Here is a 20,143-nt window from a genome sequence, read left to right as displayed (position 1 = left end):
TCCGCCGAAACGGCAATGTCAGGACGTTTGCAAAACCAGGATGACGCTTTATAGCGTCAATTTATGCAGTATCCCGACTGAAATTCAATAATCCAGAATACCTCCCCACTCTGCGTAAACATTAATAACCATCATAAATAAAAACAATAAATCTTTATTAATCGCAAACTCATGCACTAAACAAAGAATCTTAACGAAGTTTCGGTGGCCGTTATGCTTAAATTATACATTCATGATTAAAATTTATAATTCAAACCAAAGAATGATTTCTCATTTAATTTATTTCGCCATTTATGAGTTCATAAATCCGGTGGAATGACGCTAAATGAAAACCAAGGAGTTACTGTGGTGCAAAAAAGAAAGCTTGGCCAGCAGGGTCTTGAGGTCTCAGCGGTAGGACTGGGGGCTGTCCAAGGCGGCCGGTGAGACCATCAGACGGGCTCGCTCAGTGACTCCGCTCACCGCCGTACAAGCAGGCTGAAAGAAAATCTTGGCGCTGCTGCCGTAACATTCACCCCTGAGGAATTGACGCAATAAAATAACCGGTGAATGCTATCCCGATGCGCAATTCGCCCTGATTGATAGAAAGCGCTAACCTTTACATCGCTATTAATGAAATTTACACATAAGTCTATTCAATACTGATGCATTAATATTATTAAATTCGACAGGTAATATTAGGGCTCAGGTTTATTACGAAGGGACGTATCATGGAAAACACAACGGCGACTACCGCGCCAACCCTACCCGCGCTGGCGATGTATAGCGAAAATACCTTGGCGAAAAATCTTTGGACTCGAAGCGAGCTTTCACCGCGCGACAGAAGTATTGTCACCCTGGCCGTGGTGGTGTCCCGTCATCATGGTGCGGAACACGCGCACCAAATCAGTCTGGCTTTGGACAACGGTGTCAAACCGGCAGAGATTGCGGAAATCATCACGCATCTGGCTTTCTATTCCGGATGGGGTAATGCGACCGCCGCTGACCTGGCCGCAGAGCAAGTCTTTAGGCAAAGAGGCATTGATATCAGCAGTTTACCGGGCCGCGACATAACCCCTCTGCCGCTTAATCAGCAAGCTGAAGACCAGCGCGCACAGCACGTAAGCAGCAACTTCGCCGCCGTTTCACCGGGCGTGGTGCAGTTTACTACCGATGCCGTGTTCAACGATCTCTGGCTACGTCCTGACCTAGCGCCGCGCGATCGCAGTCTGGTTACCGTCAGTGCACTGGTCGCCAACGGCCAGGTCGCGCAAATCACTTTCCACCTTAACAAGGCGATGGACAACGGGCTCACCCAGTCACAGGCAGGCGAAGCGCTGACGCAACTCGCCTTCTACGCCGGTTGGCCGAACGTATTCTCTGCATTACCGGTGTTTAAGCAGGTTTTTGAGTCGCGAAACGTCTAAGCCTATAATTAAGCTAGAAGACCACAGTATGGCACCCATTGAGGAAATACATGAAATCACGCGATAACCTGAACGACTATGTTGCTTTTGTCACGGTCGCTCGGGAAAAGAGCTTCACGCGCGCCGCCGCACAGCTCGGCGTTTCTCAATCGGCTCTGAGTCATACTATCCGTGGTCTCGAAACCAGCTTGGGTGTCAGGTTGCTGACCAGAACAACCCGCAGCGTATCGCCGACCGAGGTCGGTCAGCGGTTGCTGGATAATCTGGCCCCACGCTTTGAAGAAATCAGCAGTGAAATTGCCTCTATCGGCGATGCGTTGGACAAGCCTGCCGGAACCATCAGGATTTCGGCCACCGACTACTCTATCCAGACCGTGCTATGGCCGAAGTTGTCCAGAGTGCTGAAGGACTACCCTGAAATCAACGTTGAGATGATCAATGATTATGGTCTGACTGATATCGTGGCTAACCGTTACGACGCGGGGGTACGGCTCGGTGAGCAGGTGACCAACGGAATGATCTCGGTGCGCATCGGCCCCGATATCCGTTTTGTGGCCGTCGCGTCACCCGACTATCTGCGCGATAACGGCATTCCCGAAACACCCTATCAGCTGGCAAAACACCGCTGTATTAATCTCCGGCTACCGAGCCACGGTGGATTCTACGTGTGGGAATTCAAGCGGGACGGTAAAGAGGTGAGAGCCCGCGTCGATGGGCAAGTCATCTTCAATACCGTCATGCAGGTGGTGGAAGCCGCCGTTGACGGTTACGGCATCGCACAGGTTCCTGAGGATTTGGTCGAAGACTCGATTAAACAGGGAAAGCTGGCGCTTATCATGGAAGACTGGACGCCTTACTGTGAGGGATTACATATATTTTATTCGAGCCGACGCCAGGCTTCAAAGGCGATGAGAATCGTGATTGATGCTCTGCGCTATCAACGCGACTAGAAATTAAATAAAAGAATTCTGATGAGGAATTTATTATGCCGGTATTTCCTCGGTGAATTCCTCTCGCATTCATGAGCAGAATGAATAATTCCATTCATTAATACCCCCTAATATTTATTAGGATCAACGGCTATATTCACCTTTAATTATCAAACTCAATAAGCAATCCGTGGATCATTAATCCTTTGCGGTTGCTGACACGATGGTAAGGAATAAATGATGAAATTAGATTTTAATAATCAGGTTGCCCTGGTGACAGGCGCAGCATCAGGAATGGGTTTGGCTGCGGCAACGGCATTTGCCGCAGCGGGAGCCCGTGTTGCCCTCGCCGATATTAACGGTCAGGCCGCCGTCGACGCTGCCGAAAAACTCAATGCCGACGGATATAATGCCATCGGCATTCAGTGCAACGTGGCTGACCTCGAAGAAGTGAAAGCCATGGTCGAGCACACGGTGGCAACCTTTGGCCGCCTCGATTTTGCTTTTAACAATGCCGGGGTGCAGAGCCCGGTGGCCGAGACCGCAGATGCCAGTCCCAAAGATTACGACTTCGTCATGGACGTCAACCTGCGGGGTATCTGGAACTGCATGAAGTATGAGCTTATTCAGATGCGTAAACAGGGCAGCGGCGCAATCGTCAACAACTCCTCACTGGGCGGCCTGGTAGGGATTGCTGAGCGCGGTATTTACCACGCCTCTAAACACGGCGTTGTCGGCCTGACCAAAAGTGCCGGTCTCGAATATGCGCATAAAGGCATCCGAATTAATGCGGTTTGCCCGGGCATTATTGAGACGCCGATGGTGTCAGGCATGCTCGAAACCCAGCCTGAAGCCATGGCAGAGCTGATGAAAGAGGTACCAATGCGCCGCCTTGGCCGTGCCGAAGAAATTGCCGATGCCGTACTGTGGCTTTGCAGCCCTGCATCGAGCTTTATTATTGGCCACGCGCTGCCGGTCGATGGCGGATATACCGTTCGTTAATTATCGCCATATTTTCGGCACAGAGGAATAGGTCTGCGCGCCGATTGGCATTCCCTGCCAACTCCCGCCTTGTGGAACGCTGACGGCGATTACGTCATTGCCTTCGCGCTACCCGACGCTAAAGCGTTAAAAGAGAGAAAACGATGCAGTTTGAGTCGGTACAACACCATGAACATCAAGGATCCCTGCGAATTTTGCTGACGCTGATGACCGTCGTGTTTGCCGGTTTCCTGATTATCGGCATTGCGCTGCCCGTGCTTCCCCGTTATGTGCACAGCACGCTCGGGTTCGGCAACTTCACCGTGGGTCTGGTCACCGGCTTCCAGTTTGCGGCATCGCTGGCCTCACGCTTTGTCGCAGGGCGCTATGCCGATGCACAAGGCGGGAAAAAAGCTATCCTGCGTGGCCTGTTCATGGCCGTGGTGGGAGGCGGATTTTATCTGCTTTCACTGTGGTTTCAGCATCTGCCGCTGATGTCGATAACACTCATCCTGACTGGGCGAGCCATTATCGGCGGCGCTGAAAGTTTTATCATCACCGGCGGCATGACGCTCGGGTTGGCGTTAGCGGGGGAAAAACAGGCTGGCCGCGTGATTGCCTGGGTAGGCACGGCAATGTTTGCCGCCTTTGCGCTTGGCGCACCGCTAGGCACCTTTGTTTACTCACGCGCGGGCTTTTTATCGATTGCGGTAGCAACGATAACTCTGCCCTTCGCGGCGATAGCCACGGTCAGCGTGCTGAAAGACCACGTCGACCCGTTCGCAAGTCAAGGGCGCATCGGCGAGACGCTGAAGTCGGTATGGTTGCCCGGTCTCGGCGCGGCGCTCAACGGCGTCGGCTACGCCGCGCTGCTGTCATTCTCGGTGCTGCTGTATGCGCAGAAAGGCTGGGGAATGGGATGGCTGCCGGTCAGTGCGTTTGCCGTTGCACTCATCGTCGCTCGCCTGACCGGCGGCACCCTTATCGACAGGCTGGGCAGTTTTCGCGTTGGGGTGGGGTTTTCAGCGATTACGGCCGTTGGCCAGGGTCTGATGTGGATGGCCCCCTCACCGTGGCTTGCAGCATGGGGTGCCGCCCTCACCGGCGCTGGTTGGGCGATGGTTTATCCGGCCTTTGGAGCAGAGGCGGTGCGCCGTGTCGGCATGAGCAATAAGGGCATGGCAATGGCTACCTACTCTGCATTTCCCGACTTTGCGATTGGCCTGGCCAGCCCATTGTTAGGGCTGGCGGCGCCCGCTGGCGCAATTGGCAGCGTTTATCTGTGGAGTATGACCGTCGCCCTCTTCGCGATACCCGTTGCGGCGGTCTCCCGGCGTCGTTAGCCAAGGGGGTTAACCTAAAAACTCAAGGATGCTGAGGAGTGCGGGTTATCGGTTTTGCCTCTGCCACGATATCCTCAACCTCAATGGCGGGGGTATCGAATATTTTACGGCACACGTGGCTGTTGCCCCAGCACTGCTCATACGGATAGCCGATCAGCTCTTCCATAACCGCGCGCACGTCAGAGGGGATATGCCCTATCTTGCCTCCCGCCTTGATGCGCGCCACTTCACCTAGCACGATCAGATGCGTTTTTCGGTTTAACTTCATTTGCATGCTAAAGACCATCGCCATCAGCGCCAATGCTATTACACCGACGCAGAACACCACGGCGATTGCTGTCACGGCGCTTTCCGGCTGGGTATGTGCCTTGGACTGAAATCCGTAGAAGCTCAGAATCGCGCCCATCGCGAACACAATCATCGAACGCATCAGCTTGCCGGCGAAAGTCATCGCCCCCGCGTAGACTCCCTCACGGCGTCGCCCGGTAAAGGCTTCATCGATATCGGCCAGGAAGGTATAGACCGTCCAGGGAATATAGTACACACCGCCGGTGCCAATACCGAATACCACGGTGATGCTTAACATTGCCGCCGTCGCATACTGCTGGGGCAGAGGCAGGAAATGCAGCAGACTGTAACAAACCACGGAGAACACCACGATCCCCAGCGCCAAAATGTACGGCTTACTGAATCCCTTCTTAACGCAGATACTGATAAAAATGGCCGTTGAAAACAGCTGTAACAGAGAGTTTAGGCTACTCAGTCCAGCGACCATCGTTGGGTCATAGCGCAATACGAAAATGATAAAGTAGGTAAACAACGAAGCAAACAGCCATTCTGCGCCGAAACCGCACAGGTACATGCCCAGATGCTTGCGAAAAACGCGCAGATGAAAAATAGATTTCATATCCCTGACCAGCGCGATCAGGGTTTTTCCCAAGGTCATTTTCTTCACCTCGGTGGGGGTTGTTTCTTCCGCCGGACGCTCCCAGGAGGAGAGGTAAAGCGCACCGATAGCAATACACAGGATGACGCCGTAGGTCAGTGCGGTGAAAAAGAACGGTGCAGCGGATTCTTTACCGTAGATCAAAATGAATTGGCCGGGGATCAGCGCCGCCAGGAAGTTGGCGATTTTACCAAAAATGGCCTTATAGCCGGTCAGCCTGGACCGCGCAGAAAAGTCGGTGGTCATTTCGGTCGCGAGTGTCTCATACGGCACCATCACAGAGGTATAAATCAGCTCGAACATCACATAGGTAGACAAGTAGTACCAGAAACCGAAGCCCTCAACCCACAGTAGCGGATAAAACATCATGAGGGGAACGCCGAGCAGGATGAAGAAACGGCGGCGACCGAAGCGCTTACCAAGGCGCGTTTTCCCAAAATTATCCGAAAGATAGCCCATTAAAGGATTGCTGAGCGCATCAATAATGCTGGCAATTGAAAAGATGGCCGAAGCCTCTAACAAGGTCAGGCCGCAGAAGGTGGTATAGAAATAAAGTAGCCAGACACCCGCAATTGCCAATGCCCCGCTGCCCAAGAGGTTCCCACCGCCGTACGCTAACTGATGCCTGAATAAAATCGGTTTTTCTGCATTCATGAGATATCCGCCACGAGAGAGACTGTAAAAATGAACCGACGTTTCATTTTTTTGAATGCTGAGTTTTATATCTTCAGAGCAGAGGAATAAATGTGAGTTAGCTCAAACTTAACGCGACGGGTGGCCAGCGTTCACACCGTTTTGAGATATGTGTAGCATTCTTAACCATTAAATCTGCGTGCCTGAATAAATCCTCTATGCCTGAACAGAGTCACTTTATGAATTTTTGAGGTCATCCCCTTTTAAAACAGTAAATTAATCAAAATTCCGAGTAAAAAATTGCCCCTCGATAAGCTCGCCAGAGTGACTCAGAAGGTCAGTAGCCGTTAACCCTTCGTCCTGTAGAAAGCTCTTAAGGTCGGGTTTTGTGAGCGGATCGACATTTTTAACAGAATCCGCTGCGGTTTCGCCTATAACGATGGGAATTTGTTTTTATTTTAATGAAATGGTGTTTCAATTAATGGATTGAAGCCGATGTACGGCTAGATAGCCTGTTGTCCGGGAGGAAGTCATGGCAAAAGGTACGCAGATTCAGTTCAATTTCCAAACCTATCAGGATGAAGTGACTGGGGCGCATGTAACACGTTTAACGCCACCCGATGTGCTGTGTCACCGTAATTATTTTTACCAAAAATGTTTCACCCGTGACGGCAGAAAGCTGCTTTTCGCCGGAGAGTTCGAGGGGAACAGAAACTATTACCTGCTCGATTTGGAAACACAGCAGGCGATACAGTTGACCGAGGGCAAAGGCGACAACACCTTTGGTGGATTCCTTTCTCCCGATGATAAATACCTTTATTACGTTAAAAACGAACGCACCCTTCAGCGCGTATCGCTAGACTCTCTCACTGAAAAATTCATTTATCAGGTGCCTGAGAATTGGGTCGGTTACGGCACCTGGGTTGCCAACAGCGAATGTACCCGTTTGGTCGGTATCGAGATTCGTCGCGAGGACTGGACTCCGCTCTCTGACTGGAAAATATTTCAGTCGTTTTATCACAGCGCTCCACGCTGCCGCCTGCTTTGCATTGATTTACTCAGTGGCGAATCCCGTGTTATTCACGAAAAAAATCAGTGGCTCGGTCATCCTATCTATCGCCCCTTCGACGATAATACCGTCGCATTTTGTCACGAAGGGCCGCATGACCTGGTTGATGCACGCATGTGGCTGGTCAATGAAGACGGCAGCCATGTTCGTAAGGTGAAGGAGCATGCCGCAGGCGAAAGCTGCACTCATGAATTTTGGGTACCGGACGGTTCTGCGCTCATCTATGTGTCCTACCTGAAAGGTCAACACGATCGCCATGTCCGTCGTTTTGATCCGCAAACGGGTGAAGACAGTAACCTGATGACCATGCCTGCCTGTTCCCACTTAATGAGCAATCACCACGGCACGCTGTTGGTGGGAGACGGTTCTGGCACGCCGGTAGACGTAAAAGACACCGCCAGCCATACCATCGAAAACGATCCCTGGTTGTACATTTTCGATGCGCAGACCCGCAAATACGCGCCTTTGGCGGCGCATAACAGCTCATGGCGCGTGCTGGACGGAGACCGCCAGGTAACACATCCGCACCCTTCGTTCTCTCCTGATGACAGCCACGTGCTGTACACCAGCGATGTGGAAGGCCTTCCGGCGCTCTATCTGGCGGAAATACCCGCAAACCTGCTCAGCTCATTACGTAAGGACTAACCCGTGTTTATTTTCAAACAAGATGTTCCCCTGCAGGATTTAGGCGAAGGCGTTAGTCGCCGTGTGCTGGCGCACGGCGGTTCGATGATGGCGGTTGAAGTGTCTTTTGAACAAGGCGCAGTCGGCCCGATGCATAATCACGTTCATGAACAGCTGACCTACGTGCTGTCGGGACGTTTCAGGTTCACTATCGGTGATGAAACACACGACGTGAAAGCGGGTGATACACTGTATAAGAAGCCGTATATCACGCATGGCTGTGTCTGCCTGGAAAAAGGCGTTCTGCTGGACACATTCACACCGCAAAGGCAGGATTTTCTTTAGTTCATTCCCCTGCCCCGCGGCGAAACGCTGGACCGAGACATGACGCGACTCATGTCCATTGATAGAGTGTCTGTCGATAGAGAATACAGAGTCTATCCTTTATTCTTTACTGTAGCGCTCGCGGTCCAAAGGGCCTTTTAATCTCGTCGTACGATCTGGCTTTCACCGGCTCGAGGCGAGAGACATCAACATTTTTAGCCGCTTCATGCAGATTGAAATAGATCTGCATTTTTAACCAGGTCTCGGCAGAGCTTCCTAATACTCGGGAAAGTCTGAGGGCAAGTTCTGGCGAAACGTCTCTTTTTCTAGAGAGCAAACGTGAGACAGCGGAAGGCGAAACTTCCATTGCTGTCGCAAGCTGACGAACGCCGATATTGAGTTCGGCCATGGCTGCAGCAATTATTTCGCCTGGATGTGGGGGTTCAAAGGGGTACATACGTATCCTCCATTAATTCTTATTTCTCTGGTGCAATTGACGAACTATTTACGAAACACCGCCACTTTCTGCTTTCCGTTGATTAATACTTTTCTACAGATCGTTTTTCTTTTTAAATAAAAGTGGCAAAATATAAATCCCGCATTAGTTCATTGCATAATAAATACAAATAACACACAAAAAACCTACAATTTAACTTATCTTTAATTATGAAAGCCCGTTATTTAATGGCTTCTTAACGTTATACTCAACCATAATTAAAAAAATCGACTCCTTCCAACCTCTTATTATTTTAGAACATTCCCGCAGATGCCCTCCATTTCATAATCCGGATATTCAAGCAATTTAATCGCCAATTTAAGGGAGGCCCGATAAGAATGTGGCCATCGGTGGCTGTGACGCAATTTCGCTCGAAATCTACTCAGCATTTCCAGTTTATTCTGTACAACCCCTTCAACGGCTAAAGCCAGTGCCATTTCTCCAATCATCTGGCAAGCCCCCCGGTACGCGGGGTCATCGTCAATCTCACTCATGACATCCTCCGAAATGATCCTGTGAAAATTTGCATAAGAAAAATCCTAAATGTAATAAAAGTCTGCCGGAAAAATATTATTTCACGCATCCAAAGTTACGTTGGACGTCACACATAAAAATAGGAGCAGATTATTTTCAATATAAACTTTTTTCTTAGCCAGTCAAACGACATTCTCCAAACTCAGAGCACTCATCGGAGGGTTACGGCTATATATATAATATGGATATCAACAATACAGACACATAAAAACTCGCTCAAATGATTGAATGAAAAGGCAAACAGAACTTAAACAAAGTCGATACAGGACGCTAAAAATCGCATCCAACCTAATTATCAGACCTGAGTAAATCATCAAAAATCTAATTCTTTATCGAAGAGAATTTCTTTATCTTGGTGGGAAAACATAGAATTCGAGGGTATTAGTTGCACAAAGCCATACTGTCTTTAACTTATTGAATGACTGTTTCGATGATTGTTTGTTCATAAAGTTATACAGCGGCAACACCGCTGTATAGATATAAGGATAAATATAAGCACAAATATAATTAGCCTGATAGTTATAGAAAATCCTTTTTATCATTAACCGTCAGTGGAACGCGTCAGGTGCTCCCAGGCATCGATTTCCGCGCTCAATACTGCCAGCTTATTACGTACCAGGCCCAGCGCGTCGCTGCCCAACAATAAATGAGTCGGCGGCGAATCACTCTCAATGACCGCCAGCATGGCCTGCGCGGCTTTAACAGGATCCCCGAGCTGCTTGCCATTTTTCGCTTCCCGCGCCTGGCGAAGAGGATTAAATAAGGGGTCATAGTCGGCGATGGCTCTCGGACTTCTCACCATTGAGCGCCCCGCCCAATCGGTGCGAAACGATCCCGGCGCGACGGCCGTTACCGCAATGCCAAAAGGTTGCAACTCTTGACTCAGGGTCTCTGAAATCCCTTCGAGCGCAAACTTGCTGCCACAATAATAGGCAATACCGGGGAGGGTAATGAATCCGCCCATCGAGGTGATATTGAGAATATGCCCACCACGCCGCTGGCGCATAAGGGGAAGCAGCGCTTTTATCATCGCCACTGCGCCGAAGACATTAACGTCAAACTGACGTTTCATCTCGTCGAGCGACGACTCCTCCATCACTCCCTCATGCCCATAGCCCGCATTGTTAACCAATACGTCTATCGGACCGACTGCGGCTTCAACCTCGGCAATCACGCCATCAATTGCCGTAAAGTCAGTGACATCCAGCAGCCGGGCAAAGGCACTTGCAGGAGCAAGCGCTTCAAAAGATGCTTTTGCCTCTGCGCTGCGTACGGTTCCCACAACCCGGTGACCGTGATTGATTGCCTCCTGTGCTAACGCCCGTCCGAAGCCGCTGCTCACGCCGGTAATAAAAATAATTTTGGATGAAGACATAAATACTCCCGTTCATGATGAGATGACTGCATAATATTCTCTTGAATGGGATATTTTTAGACCAGATACTCTCTATTTATTGCCTAAAACTATGAGGCAGGCGCAATGGATAACATTAATACCCCCAAGGGTGCAGAACAACAGAAGATGGTCTGCCGGCTTCTGGCCCTGGCGCCCAACGAAGGCTACAACCTTTGCGCCCTTCCCGGCGTGCGTTTCCTGCGCTCGAACCGGCCGCTGGCACAAACGCCGGTCCTTTACGATCCGGGCATCGTTATTGTGTGTCAGGGGTCGAAAAGGGGCTATTTCGGTGACAAAACCTACCTTTACGACGCGCAGCATTATCTCGCCGTCTCGGTGCCAGTCCCTTTTGTGATGGAAACCGATGCATCACCAGAATGCCCCCTGCTGGCGATATATTTGCATCTCGACTTTCAGCTCGCCGCAGAACTGTTAATTCAGATAGAAACCTTTGGCGCGCCACAGCCAACGACGGCTCCCGAAAGTATGATGTCCAGCCCAATTGATGCGGCCCTAAGAAAATCAGTACTTCATTTCCTCGAAGCAATGAGCACTCCCATCGATGCGGCCATTCTCGGCCCGAATCTGGTGAGAGAACTTTATTACCGCATTCTGTGCGGCGCTCAGGGAAAGGCCATGCGTTCTGCGCTGGCAATGCAGGGGCAGTTTGGAAAGATTGGCAAGGCGTTAAGACATATTCATGCTACCTATGCGTCGCATCTTGACCTCAATCAGCTTGCTCTGGAAGCTGGGATGAGCGTGCCGACCTTTCACAGCCATTTCAAAGCGATAACCCGCACCTCACCGATGCAATACGTTAAATGTACTCGCCTGCATCAGGCCCGATTAATGATGGTCAGGCAAGGCGTCACCGCGGCCGTCGCCAGCCAGTCGGTAGGCTATGAAAGCGCCTCGCAGTTCAACAGAGAGTTCAAACGCTTATTTGGGTTACCGCCAGCGGAAGAGACAAAACGCATGCGTGAAAATTTTGCCGTTCCTCCTGCACATTCCGCCTCTGAGTTTGTCTCGTCTCATTAGTCACCGAGAGAAGCGCTATTGATGCCTATCTTTTAACGGCACCCTTCTGATATCTCAACTAGTCTTTAATTTTATGTCAGAGGACAGGAGCCGTTAAGCATGTATTTATCCACGCATAATCAAAAAGAAGATAAAGAGAATCAGGAGCCAGAATCACTGGGTTCAGCTTCTCTCATTCAGCAAAAATTGCTGGACTCACGCTCAATCATTATTTCAGGTGAAATTAATCAGACGCTTACCGAAAAAGTGGTGTCGCAGCTGCTGTTACTTGAGGGAATCAGTGATGCGCCGATAAAAATATACCTCAATAGCCAAGGCGGCCACGTCGAAGCGGCCGATACCATTCATGACATCATAAAATTCATTAAGCCTGAGGTGCATATTATTGGCACCGGCTGGGTCGCGAGCGCCGGGATAACCATTTTTCTGGCCGCCAGCAAAAGTCATCGCTATGCGTTGCCTAATACACGTTTTATGATCCACCAGCCGCTGGGCGGCGTGCGTGGACAGGCAACCGACATTGAAATCGAAGCTAAAGAGATCCTCAAGATGCTGGATCGCGTCAATAACCTGATTGCCGATGCCACCGGGCAACCGGTAGAGAAAGTTAAAAGGGATACCGACCGTAACTACTGGATGAGCCCGCAGGAGGCTATCGACTACGGCATCGTTGGCAGAGTCGTCACCAGCTATAAAGATTTAAACCTGAAATAACGGGTTCGCGGCGCAATAACCACAAAGCGGCGGCTCAATTCGCTTTGTGGTTAAACCCTTTGCTCCTTTTTAACTGACGGTTTTAAGGCAACTCAGAAATTTGTTACGGGTTTATCCATTCAGTGGCTAAGAAAAGTCATTATTAATATTTTGTAAAGAGTCCCGGTGGGGATATACCAATATTGGGTAATGTTGCCTGGTACTGATATTTGATAAACGATGACGATTGTTTTTAGACAGTTGCATGCTGGCGACCGAGAAGAATATCTCACCTTGATGCTGGCAGCCTATAAGCCTATTTATGCGTTAGGCATTCCCTTCGATGCGGCTACCGCTACGCTGGAAAAAGTCACACAGCATATTGCCGAACATGGGGTTTATGCGGTGTTCTCAGAAGGCGTGATGAGGGCTTCGGTTACTATCCGTTACCCCTGGGGCCCTATCCCAGGCCCATTTGGCGTGCCGCATTTCGGTTGGTTTGGCGCGCACCCGAATTACAAGGATCGCCGTTGGGGCCGAGAAATTCAGGAATGGGTCGAGCAGAATATTTTAATCGATAAACTCAAAGCCCCCGCCGTCTCACTCGGAACTGCCGTTACCCATCCCTGGTTAAAGCAAATGTATGAAAGACGCGGGTTTGAATCCATTCATGAGGTCGATATCGGCACCGGGCACAACATTGTCTTCATGAAAAAAATCCTCGAAAAATCATCATAGATATAATATTAATCATTAACCCCCCTGAGGATGGAGTACGCTTTGCATTTAGAATCTGCACGCCTGACGTTTCGACCGGTGCGTCATTCTGACGTCGAGGATCTTTACAGAATTTACGGCGATCCCGCCACGAATACCTTTAATCCTGCCGGTCCCTATCCCAGCCTCACCTACACCCAGGCAGTACTGGAAAGATGGATTGCACAATGGGCACGCGATGGCTTTGGCCAAATGGCGATTGCAACACGCCTGAATCCGCACAGGATTATTGGCTTCGCCGGCCTCAGCGTACGCGAGTTTGACGGTGAGACCGTCAATAATCTGGGATATCGTTTTGCAACAGAAGCGTGGGGGCAAGGATTTGCAACCGAAGCAAGTCTGCGCCTGACGCGCTTTGGTTTCGAAGAGTTAAAACTAAAGAAAATCTCGGCCGCCGTCAGAGAAAATCATCTCGACTCACTGAACGTGTTGGAGAAATCCGGTTTACGCCGTTCAGGCAAAGTCACCGACGTAAAAGACGCTCCGGCGAGCCTGGTATTTACGATAACCTCAGACCAATGGTTTGAGCGTCCGGTCTAGGCATTTATCGGCGTCGTTTTTTGCATTACTCGCGTCAGGCTGATGAGTGCCGCACCCACGGCAAGCGTGCCTGCCAGCATCAGCGAAGCATCGGTGCCGTGATTCTGAAACAGATTAAACATCAGGGCCACCAGCGCCGCCCCGGTAGTTTGCCCCAGCACGCGCGCGGTGCCCAAAAGTCCGCTTGCGCCACCGCTGCGGTTGCTGGGTGCAGAAGCTACAATGGTATGGTTATTGGGAGACTGGAACAGCCCAAACCCTGCGCCACACAAAATCATCCGCCAGATAATGTTCAGATGCGAAGGCGCATTGGGTAACAGCGCCAGCGAAAATAACCCTAATGAAAAAACGATCAGCCCCACGCCTCCCAGCACCCCGGCATGATAACGCCCGACCAGACGCCCTGATAAGGGCGCTATCAGCATCGTTGACAATGGCCAGAAGGTCAGTAAAAACCCGGTGGAACGGGTGTCAAGGCCAAGTGAATTCTGGAAAAAGAATGGCAAGGAAACAAATGCGAGGGTATAGGCCGCAAAAGAGCACATGGAAGTACAAAGCGATAAGGTAAAGATGGGAATACGCAGCAGATCTACTGGCAACAGCGGCAGAGGACGCAGCCGTTCACGGCGAATAAAGAACCAGCCAATGATAATTAACGCGACGACTTCAACAATAATAATCCGATGGTTCATCCCTTGGGCATATCCGCTGATAGCGCTAATAAAGAGCCCAAAGGTCAACGCGTTCATCAGGCTACTAATAAAATCAAACCGTCTGCCAGAATGCTTGAGCGGATTTTCTGGCAAGAATTTAAACCCCATAAACAGTGCAATCAGGCCAATCGGCAGGTTAATCGCGTAAAGCCACGGCCATGAGGCGACAGAGAGAATAAGTCCCGCTACGGTCGGGCCCGCTGAGGCCGAAACCGCGACAATCACCGCACCCGTGGCAATGCCTCGCCCTAAGAGACGCTTAGGATAAACAATGCGAATCATTGCCATATTCACACTGAGAATAGCCGCCGCGCCAAACCCCTGTAATATGCGGGCAAGCGTCAGCGTGATAAGAGAATCTGACAGGGCGCAGGCGAGCGAGGTAAAACTAAAGACAAATAGCCCGAGCTGATAAATACGCTTATAGCCAAATATTTCCCCCAGCGAAGCCAGAGAAAGCAGCGAGATGGTTATCGCTAACTGATATGCATTGACTATCCAGATAGAGGCCGCCGCACTGGCGTGAAAGTCACGGGCAATGGTCGGGAGTGCGACGTTTGCCAACGTGCTGTCCAATACTGGTACGGTGATGCCGAGCGCCAGAGTCAAAATGGCACCATAGCGCTGCGGCAACGGCAGTCCATCATTAATCATTTTTGTCATGAGGGTTATATCAAATTATTGCTTATACAATTTCAAATATCAGCTATAAACCAATAAGTGAGGAATTAAAATCGAGCAATAGTTATAACAACCACAATACAAATTAACAATGATTTAACGTGTGCACCGAATGATAATTATCATTTAGCGTGCGGGCTTTATTAATTAAAGCTGTCAAACAAAAGGGTTAGCTAATTACTGAAATAGCTTTGCCATTTATTTAATTTAGCACCCTCGCGAAACTTTACGTTATTACCGAGGGCCGTGCCGTATTATATCACCGCGATTTGCCGACTGCGCAAAGCCTCGCTAATTTCAGTGTCCAACTCTCCGTCAACGATGAGCGTGCTGGCCAGAGATAAATCGCCAATCTTGAACGCCGAGGCTGAATTCAGTTTCTCGGCCGACACCATCACCACCGTTTCGGCAGCTCTGTCCGACAGGGCCTTTTTAACGCAGGCTTCCTCATAGTCGCCGGTGGTGAATCCCGCGCTTTTATGCACGCCGGTAACCCCCATAAAGAAAATATCCGCATTAATACGGCTAATGGCATCCATCATCGAGGCACCGACTGTCACCATGGAGTGTTTAAAGAGCCGGCCTCCGATGAGGATGACGTCAATCAGCGGATAATCTATCAGACCTACCGCAATACTGGGGCTATGGGTCACGACGGTGAAGGGCAGATCCCTGGGCAAAAGGTCAGCATCTCGCCGGTTGTCGTGCCCCCGTCAATGATAACCACCTGCCCCCGCTGAATCAGGCTCGCCGCTTTCTGCGCGATGAGCCGTTTTGAGCTGAAGCGTACGCTTTTTCTTTCTTCAAAAGGCGCGATTGCTTCTGAAACGGGTAACGCGCCACCATGTACCCTTTGCAATAATCCTTCAGCGGCCGGACTTTTGGACGACAGCTCGCCTGAGGCTCGCGTTATCGCAGAAGCCGAAGAAGAAACTGGCTTTCAGATAACCCAGGTCGAAAAGGTATTCGAAGCCTATATGAGCCCCGGGTCGGTGACCGAAAAATTGTTCTTCTTTATCGCTGAGTACTCTGACCACGAACTTCGCGGCGACGGCGGAGGCCTGATCGATGAAGGCGAGGATATTGAAGTGCTGGAGTGGCCGTTCGAGAAGGCGATGCACGCCATTAAGACAAATGAAATTATTGATGCCAAAACAATTATGCTGCTTCAGCATCTGGCGTTGAATGCCATTATTGACTGATTTATGGCACTTCCAGCTTGTCCAGCAGCGCCCTCACGCTTTCTGTTGCCTGCGCGTGACGCGTCTCTTCCGGAATGTCGTCCCACGGCATAGCATCGTCAGAGCAGTAATCGCCAATACAGAGCGGGCTAATGGCGTCGTCCAGTAAACCCAGCGGCAGCCAGATATAGGGAAGGTTTCGCAGAAGATTAGGCACGCTGGAACCGCACTGTTTGCAGAAATCGTTTCTGTATCCTGTCGGTTTAATCCAGCTTGCTATTGCCTCCTCCCCCGACTGCCAACTGAAATCAACGGCTCTGACAAGGGTTGCCATGTTATGTCCTACACCACTCTGTTTACGGCACAGCGAGCAGTGGCAGCGGTAAAAGAATTTTGGGCTTACCGCGAGGGAGAACGTTACCTCACCGCACAAACAGCTTCCTGAAAGCATACTTCTTATCCTCGATTGGTTTAATAAGAAGAATATGTCATATTTTTCAGGCTGTTTGGAAAATAAAAAAGGCCGCACCCGGCAGCCTTTTTGCGACAAAAATGAGTTTAGTGAGTTCGTTCAGACTTGCCGAGCGCGTAGGCCGCCGGGAGATCGAGACGTTGCCAGAAAGCCTGCTCTGGCGTGTTTCCAGAAAGCGGATAGCCTGCCGGCAAGGCCGTTTTGACCATCAACTGACGGCGTTTCTCAGCAGAAAGGTGGGGTAAGGCAGACTGTAGCAGGACTTCGGCACCGGCCGGCACGCTCAGGGGCTGTGACGCACCCTGCTGCTTCGCCAGACCATAGCTCATGGTAAAGCGATAAAACTGCTTCATGTCTGGCGAGCGGTACGGGTCATCATGCCCGACGGTTTTCGCACATTCGGCCAGCGTAGTACCACACTCTTTCTCAAGCGCAGCACGCAGTTGATCCTTCGCTTCATTAAACAGCGTCACGTAGCGCGGATCGTTAAGATAGTGCGCGACATTACGCTGCGTCACCATACGCGAACCCATGATATCAAGCGGATAATGCACGCCCAAAACGATGCGCGAATAGCCGTAGCGCGCGCCCCGCTCCACCAGCGAGTCGTAACGCTCAGGGATCATCTGCGCCATTAGCAACGCATCGGTGTAGCCGGTATTGGTGTGTCCACTCGGGAATGACCCCCCGTCGGCGGTGTAAGGTTGGTTGTCTTTCACCACCGTATCATCCGGCACCAGATGTATAGTGTTGCCTTTAATCAGAAACGGGCGCGAATAGTTAAAGTGCTTTTTAGCCGCACTGGTGCTGACTTCGCTCGCCTTAATCAACGCTGCGGCCTTGCCAATTTCACCCTTATCGTAGGCGGTCAGGAAAGCCTTGCCGAGACGTGGCCCCATTGCATCGGCGAGGAAATAGAGGTAGCTAATGCCTTCGGCGTCAGCCAGCGCCTGGTGACGGACGCCCTGAGTTGCATCGCGGTTAATCGCGGTGACGGTCTGTAGGCTAGCCTGTAGGGTGGAGTCTGGCAGCTTACTGAATCCGGATAACAGCTCAATCCCCGCCTGCTGATTGGCCTTAGTCTGGAAATCATAGCCGCTGGCCTTCAGCCACGCCTTGTCAGACTGGGTGTCATTCTGCGAGGCTTTATCCAACTGACCCCGGGTCAGCGTCGCTGCACCCCCCTTCAGCGCATTGATTTCTGCCTGTAAGGACTGCGCCTCCAGTGCGTCAAAAGCCTGACTGGCGGAAGCCGGAGAAGTCCCGTTTGCCAGTGCGGCGGCCTGCGGAAGTGAGACTGCCTGCGCCTGCTGCGCCAACAGCAGCGTGGCCGCGATAAGCGTTAACCGAATTTTCATTAACTTTCCCTTATAATCAAACTATTACCCTGTTAATGCACAACGCTAGCACCGCAGGATGACAGTTTTATTGCAGAAAAAATTTTTAGCCACTATGGCCGTGTCATCCCGCCTCTGCCCCCTTGCCCCGGGTATTTATATCGATTAGGTTGGTTAATCATCAAGCGCGACAGAAGTGAGAAACTATGAATTACCTTAAATGGTTTAGTCTCGGTTATATCGTTGTCCTGCTTTTATCATTTGGATATAGCTATGCCAGAGCGTCGCAGACCTCGGAAGCTCCCGTGACGCAAAGCTGGTCAACGGCGCGCCGCGATTCGTCCAATCTTGCGCCCGATCCGCTCAAGTTTGCCGATACGGCGATTGTTGAGGTTTATGCCGCTAAAACCTACGGCTGGCGCGGGCTGTTCGCAGTGCATACCTGGATAATATTCAAAAGAGCCGGAGAGACCCAGTTCACCCGCTATGACGTGATTGGCTGGCGTAGCGACGACGTTGTACGCCGCAACTACGCCATTCCAGACGGCTACTGGTTTGGTGCCAAACCCCATATTCTGGTCGATCATCGTGGACCGCAGGCCGAGGCAATGATCCCGCAGATTGAGGCGGCTATCAAAAGTTATCCGTATCCACAGACCTATCACGCTTGGCCGGGTCCAAACAGCAACACCTTTATTGCCCATGTTGGCCGTGACGTTCCGGCTTTACAGCTGGATATGCCCTCGAACGCCATCGGTAAGGACTATCGTCCGCTGACGCATCCGGTGGGATTGCCGCCTTCGGGGAAAGGCGTTCAGATTTCACTGTTGGGACTTTTGGGACTCAACATAGGTGCGCAGGAAGGGATCGAAATTAACGTTCTGGGGCTGAACCTGGGCGTCAATATCGCGCCTCCCGCGCTACGTTTACCCTTTATCGGCAGCGTAGGTGACGGGAATACAACGACGGTGCCCAATAAGGGCTGAGAGATTCTCAGAACCGATGTTGCTTAAAAGTCACCGCCAAGATTCAGAATCGCAATCTCGATTTTGAGGTCTATAATTCTACTTCGGGCCAATTCATGGCCCTTTACTCGGGCGCACGACTGCCCCTGTCCGACAGCACCACATCATTGTATTTACCATCCTCAACAATCTGATGAATAAGGGGTCCTCATGAGTTCATTCAAGGCGCAAGACGGTACCAATATCTATTACAAAGACTGGGGCGCAGGAAAACCTATTTTATTCAGCCACGGTTGGCCGCTGGACGCAGACATGTGGGACAGTCAGCTCAATTTTCTGGCCGAGCACGGCTATCGCACCATCGCGTTCGACCGCCGCGGCTTCGGACGCTCTGACCAGCCCTGGAACGGCAATGATTATGATACTTTCGCCTCGGATATTCGCGGGTTAATTGAGCATCTTGACCTCGAAGACGTCACGCTGGTCGGGTTCTCGATGGGGGGCGGTGACGTGTCGCGCTATATCGGCAATTACGGTACTGACCGCATCAGCGCGCTGGTGTTACTCGGTGCCGTCACGCCGATATTCGGCAAGACGGATGACTATCCTGGCGGCGTTGAAAAATCAGTATTTGAGGGTATCAGAGACGGAGTACGTAAGGATCGCGCGCAGTTTATCAGCGATTTTTCAACGCCATTCTATGGCATCAATGAGGGAATGAGCGTATCGGAAGGTGCGTTGACCCAGACCTTGAACATCGCGCTTTTAGCCTCGCTGAAAAGCACCATCGACTGTGTGACTGCATTTCAGGTGACGGATTTCCGGGGCGATCTGGCCAAGGTTGATGTACCGACACTCATTATTCACGGCACCAAAGACCAAATCGTTCCCTTCGAGTTAACCGGCAAGCTCTCGGCAGAGATTATCAGTCACTCGCAGCTGAAAACCTACGAAGGCGCACCGCACGGCTTCGCCCTCACGCATCAGGACAAACTGAACGAAGACCTGCTGGCCTTCCTCAAAACGGTTTATTAATACGGCATTTACCCGCCCCTTTATGACCTG

The 20,143-nt window shown here is 51.0% G+C and carries 19 protein-coding genes and 2 pseudogenes; 13 read left to right on the top strand and 8 right to left on the bottom strand.

The annotated features are described in order from the left end of the window. The first annotated feature begins 710 nt into the window (after positions 1-710). The 4 genes from O1V65_RS02515 (at position 711) to O1V65_RS02500 (ending at position 4,659) form a co-directional block, all read left to right on the top strand. Positions 711-1,406, top strand: a complete 696-nt coding sequence (locus tag O1V65_RS02515; RefSeq protein WP_017492818.1) for a carboxymuconolactone decarboxylase family protein — start codon at positions 711-713, stop codon at positions 1,404-1,406. Between the two features lie 50 nt (positions 1,407-1,456). Further along, entirely contained in the window at positions 1,457-2,356 is a 900-nt protein-coding gene (locus O1V65_RS02510; RefSeq protein WP_017492819.1) for a LysR family transcriptional regulator, read from the top strand. Between the two features lie 216 nt (positions 2,357-2,572). Further along, positions 2,573-3,337, top strand: coding sequence for a glucose 1-dehydrogenase (locus O1V65_RS02505; protein WP_227953487.1), 765 nt, complete (start codon positions 2,573-2,575; stop codon positions 3,335-3,337). Between the two features lie 143 nt (positions 3,338-3,480). Further along, positions 3,481-4,659, top strand: a complete 1,179-nt coding sequence (locus O1V65_RS02500) for an arabinose transporter (protein WP_227953486.1) — start codon at positions 3,481-3,483, stop codon at positions 4,657-4,659. Positions 4,660-4,681: 22 nt separating this feature from the next. Here the strand turns inward: O1V65_RS02500 and O1V65_RS02495 are convergent, their stop codons facing one another. Then, a complete protein-coding gene (locus O1V65_RS02495; RefSeq protein ID WP_227989817.1) occupies positions 4,682-6,259 on the bottom strand; it encodes an MFS transporter in 1,578 nt (525 codons plus the stop codon). A 511-nt stretch (positions 6,260-6,770) separates the two neighbouring features. Between O1V65_RS02495 and O1V65_RS02490 the strand changes: the two genes are divergently transcribed. After that, on the top strand, positions 6,771-7,952 hold the full coding sequence (locus O1V65_RS02490) for an oligogalacturonate lyase family protein (protein WP_165428937.1): 1,182 nt from the start codon (positions 6,771-6,773) through the stop codon (positions 7,950-7,952). Between the two features lie 3 nt (positions 7,953-7,955). Further along, complete coding sequence (locus tag O1V65_RS02485; protein ID WP_269130128.1) at positions 7,956-8,276, top strand: cupin domain-containing protein; 321 nt, start codon at positions 7,956-7,958, stop codon at positions 8,274-8,276. Positions 8,277-8,382: 106 nt separating this feature from the next. Here the strand turns inward: O1V65_RS02485 and O1V65_RS02480 are convergent, their stop codons facing one another. The 3 genes from O1V65_RS02480 to O1V65_RS02470 all read right to left on the bottom strand — a co-directional run bounded on the left by O1V65_RS02480 (position 8,383) and on the right by O1V65_RS02470 (position 10,660). Next, positions 8,383-8,712, bottom strand: coding sequence for a HigA family addiction module antitoxin (locus O1V65_RS02480; RefSeq protein WP_017491823.1), 330 nt, complete (start codon positions 8,710-8,712; stop codon positions 8,383-8,385). 287 nt (positions 8,713-8,999) lie between these two features. Next, complete coding sequence (locus tag O1V65_RS02475; RefSeq protein WP_017491822.1) at positions 9,000-9,245, bottom strand: hypothetical protein; 246 nt, start codon at positions 9,243-9,245, stop codon at positions 9,000-9,002. A 581-nt stretch (positions 9,246-9,826) separates the two neighbouring features. Continuing rightward, positions 9,827-10,660, bottom strand: a complete 834-nt coding sequence (locus O1V65_RS02470) for an oxidoreductase (protein WP_017491821.1) — start codon at positions 10,658-10,660, stop codon at positions 9,827-9,829. Positions 10,661-10,807: 147 nt separating this feature from the next. Here O1V65_RS02470 and O1V65_RS02465 point away from each other — a divergent pair, with 147 nt between their 5' ends. The 4 genes from O1V65_RS02465 to O1V65_RS02450 all read left to right on the top strand — a co-directional run bounded on the left by O1V65_RS02465 (position 10,808) and on the right by O1V65_RS02450 (position 13,729). Further along, a complete protein-coding gene (locus tag O1V65_RS02465) occupies positions 10,808-11,719 on the top strand; it encodes an AraC family transcriptional regulator (RefSeq protein WP_269130500.1) in 912 nt (303 codons plus the stop codon). 99 nt (positions 11,720-11,818) lie between these two features. Continuing rightward, positions 11,819-12,433, top strand: coding sequence for an ATP-dependent Clp protease proteolytic subunit (locus tag O1V65_RS02460; protein WP_017491819.1), 615 nt, complete (start codon positions 11,819-11,821; stop codon positions 12,431-12,433). Positions 12,434-12,652: 219 nt separating this feature from the next. Beyond that, positions 12,653-13,150 (top strand): GNAT family N-acetyltransferase, encoded by a 498-nt coding sequence (locus tag O1V65_RS02455; protein WP_026110523.1) that lies wholly within the window; start codon positions 12,653-12,655, stop codon positions 13,148-13,150. A 42-nt stretch (positions 13,151-13,192) separates the two neighbouring features. Beyond that, complete coding sequence (locus O1V65_RS02450; RefSeq protein WP_017491817.1) at positions 13,193-13,729, top strand: GNAT family N-acetyltransferase; 537 nt, start codon at positions 13,193-13,195, stop codon at positions 13,727-13,729. Here O1V65_RS02450 and O1V65_RS02445 read toward each other — a convergent pair. After that, positions 13,726-15,105 (bottom strand): MFS transporter, encoded by a 1,380-nt coding sequence (locus tag O1V65_RS02445; RefSeq protein WP_026110522.1) that lies wholly within the window; start codon positions 15,103-15,105, stop codon positions 13,726-13,728. The two genes, O1V65_RS02450 and O1V65_RS02445, sit on opposite strands and share 4 nt — an antisense overlap. Before the next feature lie 272 nt (positions 15,106-15,377). After that, positions 15,378-15,997 (bottom strand): annotated as a pseudogene (locus O1V65_RS02440) (DeoR/GlpR family DNA-binding transcription regulator); the annotation flags it as partial. Between O1V65_RS02440 and O1V65_RS02435 the strand changes: the two are divergent. Beyond that, positions 15,990-16,325 (top strand): annotated as a pseudogene (locus O1V65_RS02435) (NUDIX hydrolase); the annotation flags it as partial. The pseudogenes O1V65_RS02440 and O1V65_RS02435 overlap by 8 nt on opposite strands. 1 nt (position 16,326) lies before the next feature. Here the strand turns inward: O1V65_RS02435 and O1V65_RS02430 are convergent. Continuing rightward, on the bottom strand, positions 16,327-16,755 hold the full coding sequence (locus O1V65_RS02430) for a GFA family protein (protein ID WP_269130127.1): 429 nt from the start codon (positions 16,753-16,755) through the stop codon (positions 16,327-16,329). A gap of 107 nt (positions 16,756-16,862) precedes the next feature. After that, a complete protein-coding gene (locus O1V65_RS02425; RefSeq protein WP_017491812.1) occupies positions 16,863-18,134 on the bottom strand; it encodes an acid phosphatase in 1,272 nt (423 codons plus the stop codon). A gap of 185 nt (positions 18,135-18,319) precedes the next feature. Here O1V65_RS02425 and O1V65_RS02420 point away from each other — a divergent pair, with 185 nt between their 5' ends. Then, positions 18,320-19,099 (top strand): DUF3750 domain-containing protein, encoded by a 780-nt coding sequence (locus O1V65_RS02420; RefSeq protein WP_165428934.1) that lies wholly within the window; start codon positions 18,320-18,322, stop codon positions 19,097-19,099. Positions 19,100-19,288: 189 nt separating this feature from the next. Next, the gene (locus O1V65_RS02415) at positions 19,289-20,113 is read left to right on the top strand and encodes an alpha/beta fold hydrolase (protein WP_017491810.1); all 825 of its coding nucleotides are present in this window, start codon (positions 19,289-19,291) and stop codon (positions 20,111-20,113) included. Positions 20,114-20,143 lie beyond the last annotated feature (30 nt).

Source organism: Rouxiella badensis (assembly GCF_026967515.2).
Lineage (GTDB): Bacteria > Pseudomonadota > Gammaproteobacteria > Enterobacterales > Enterobacteriaceae > Rouxiella > Rouxiella badensis.
This window is presented reverse-complemented; position numbering and strand designations above follow the sequence as displayed.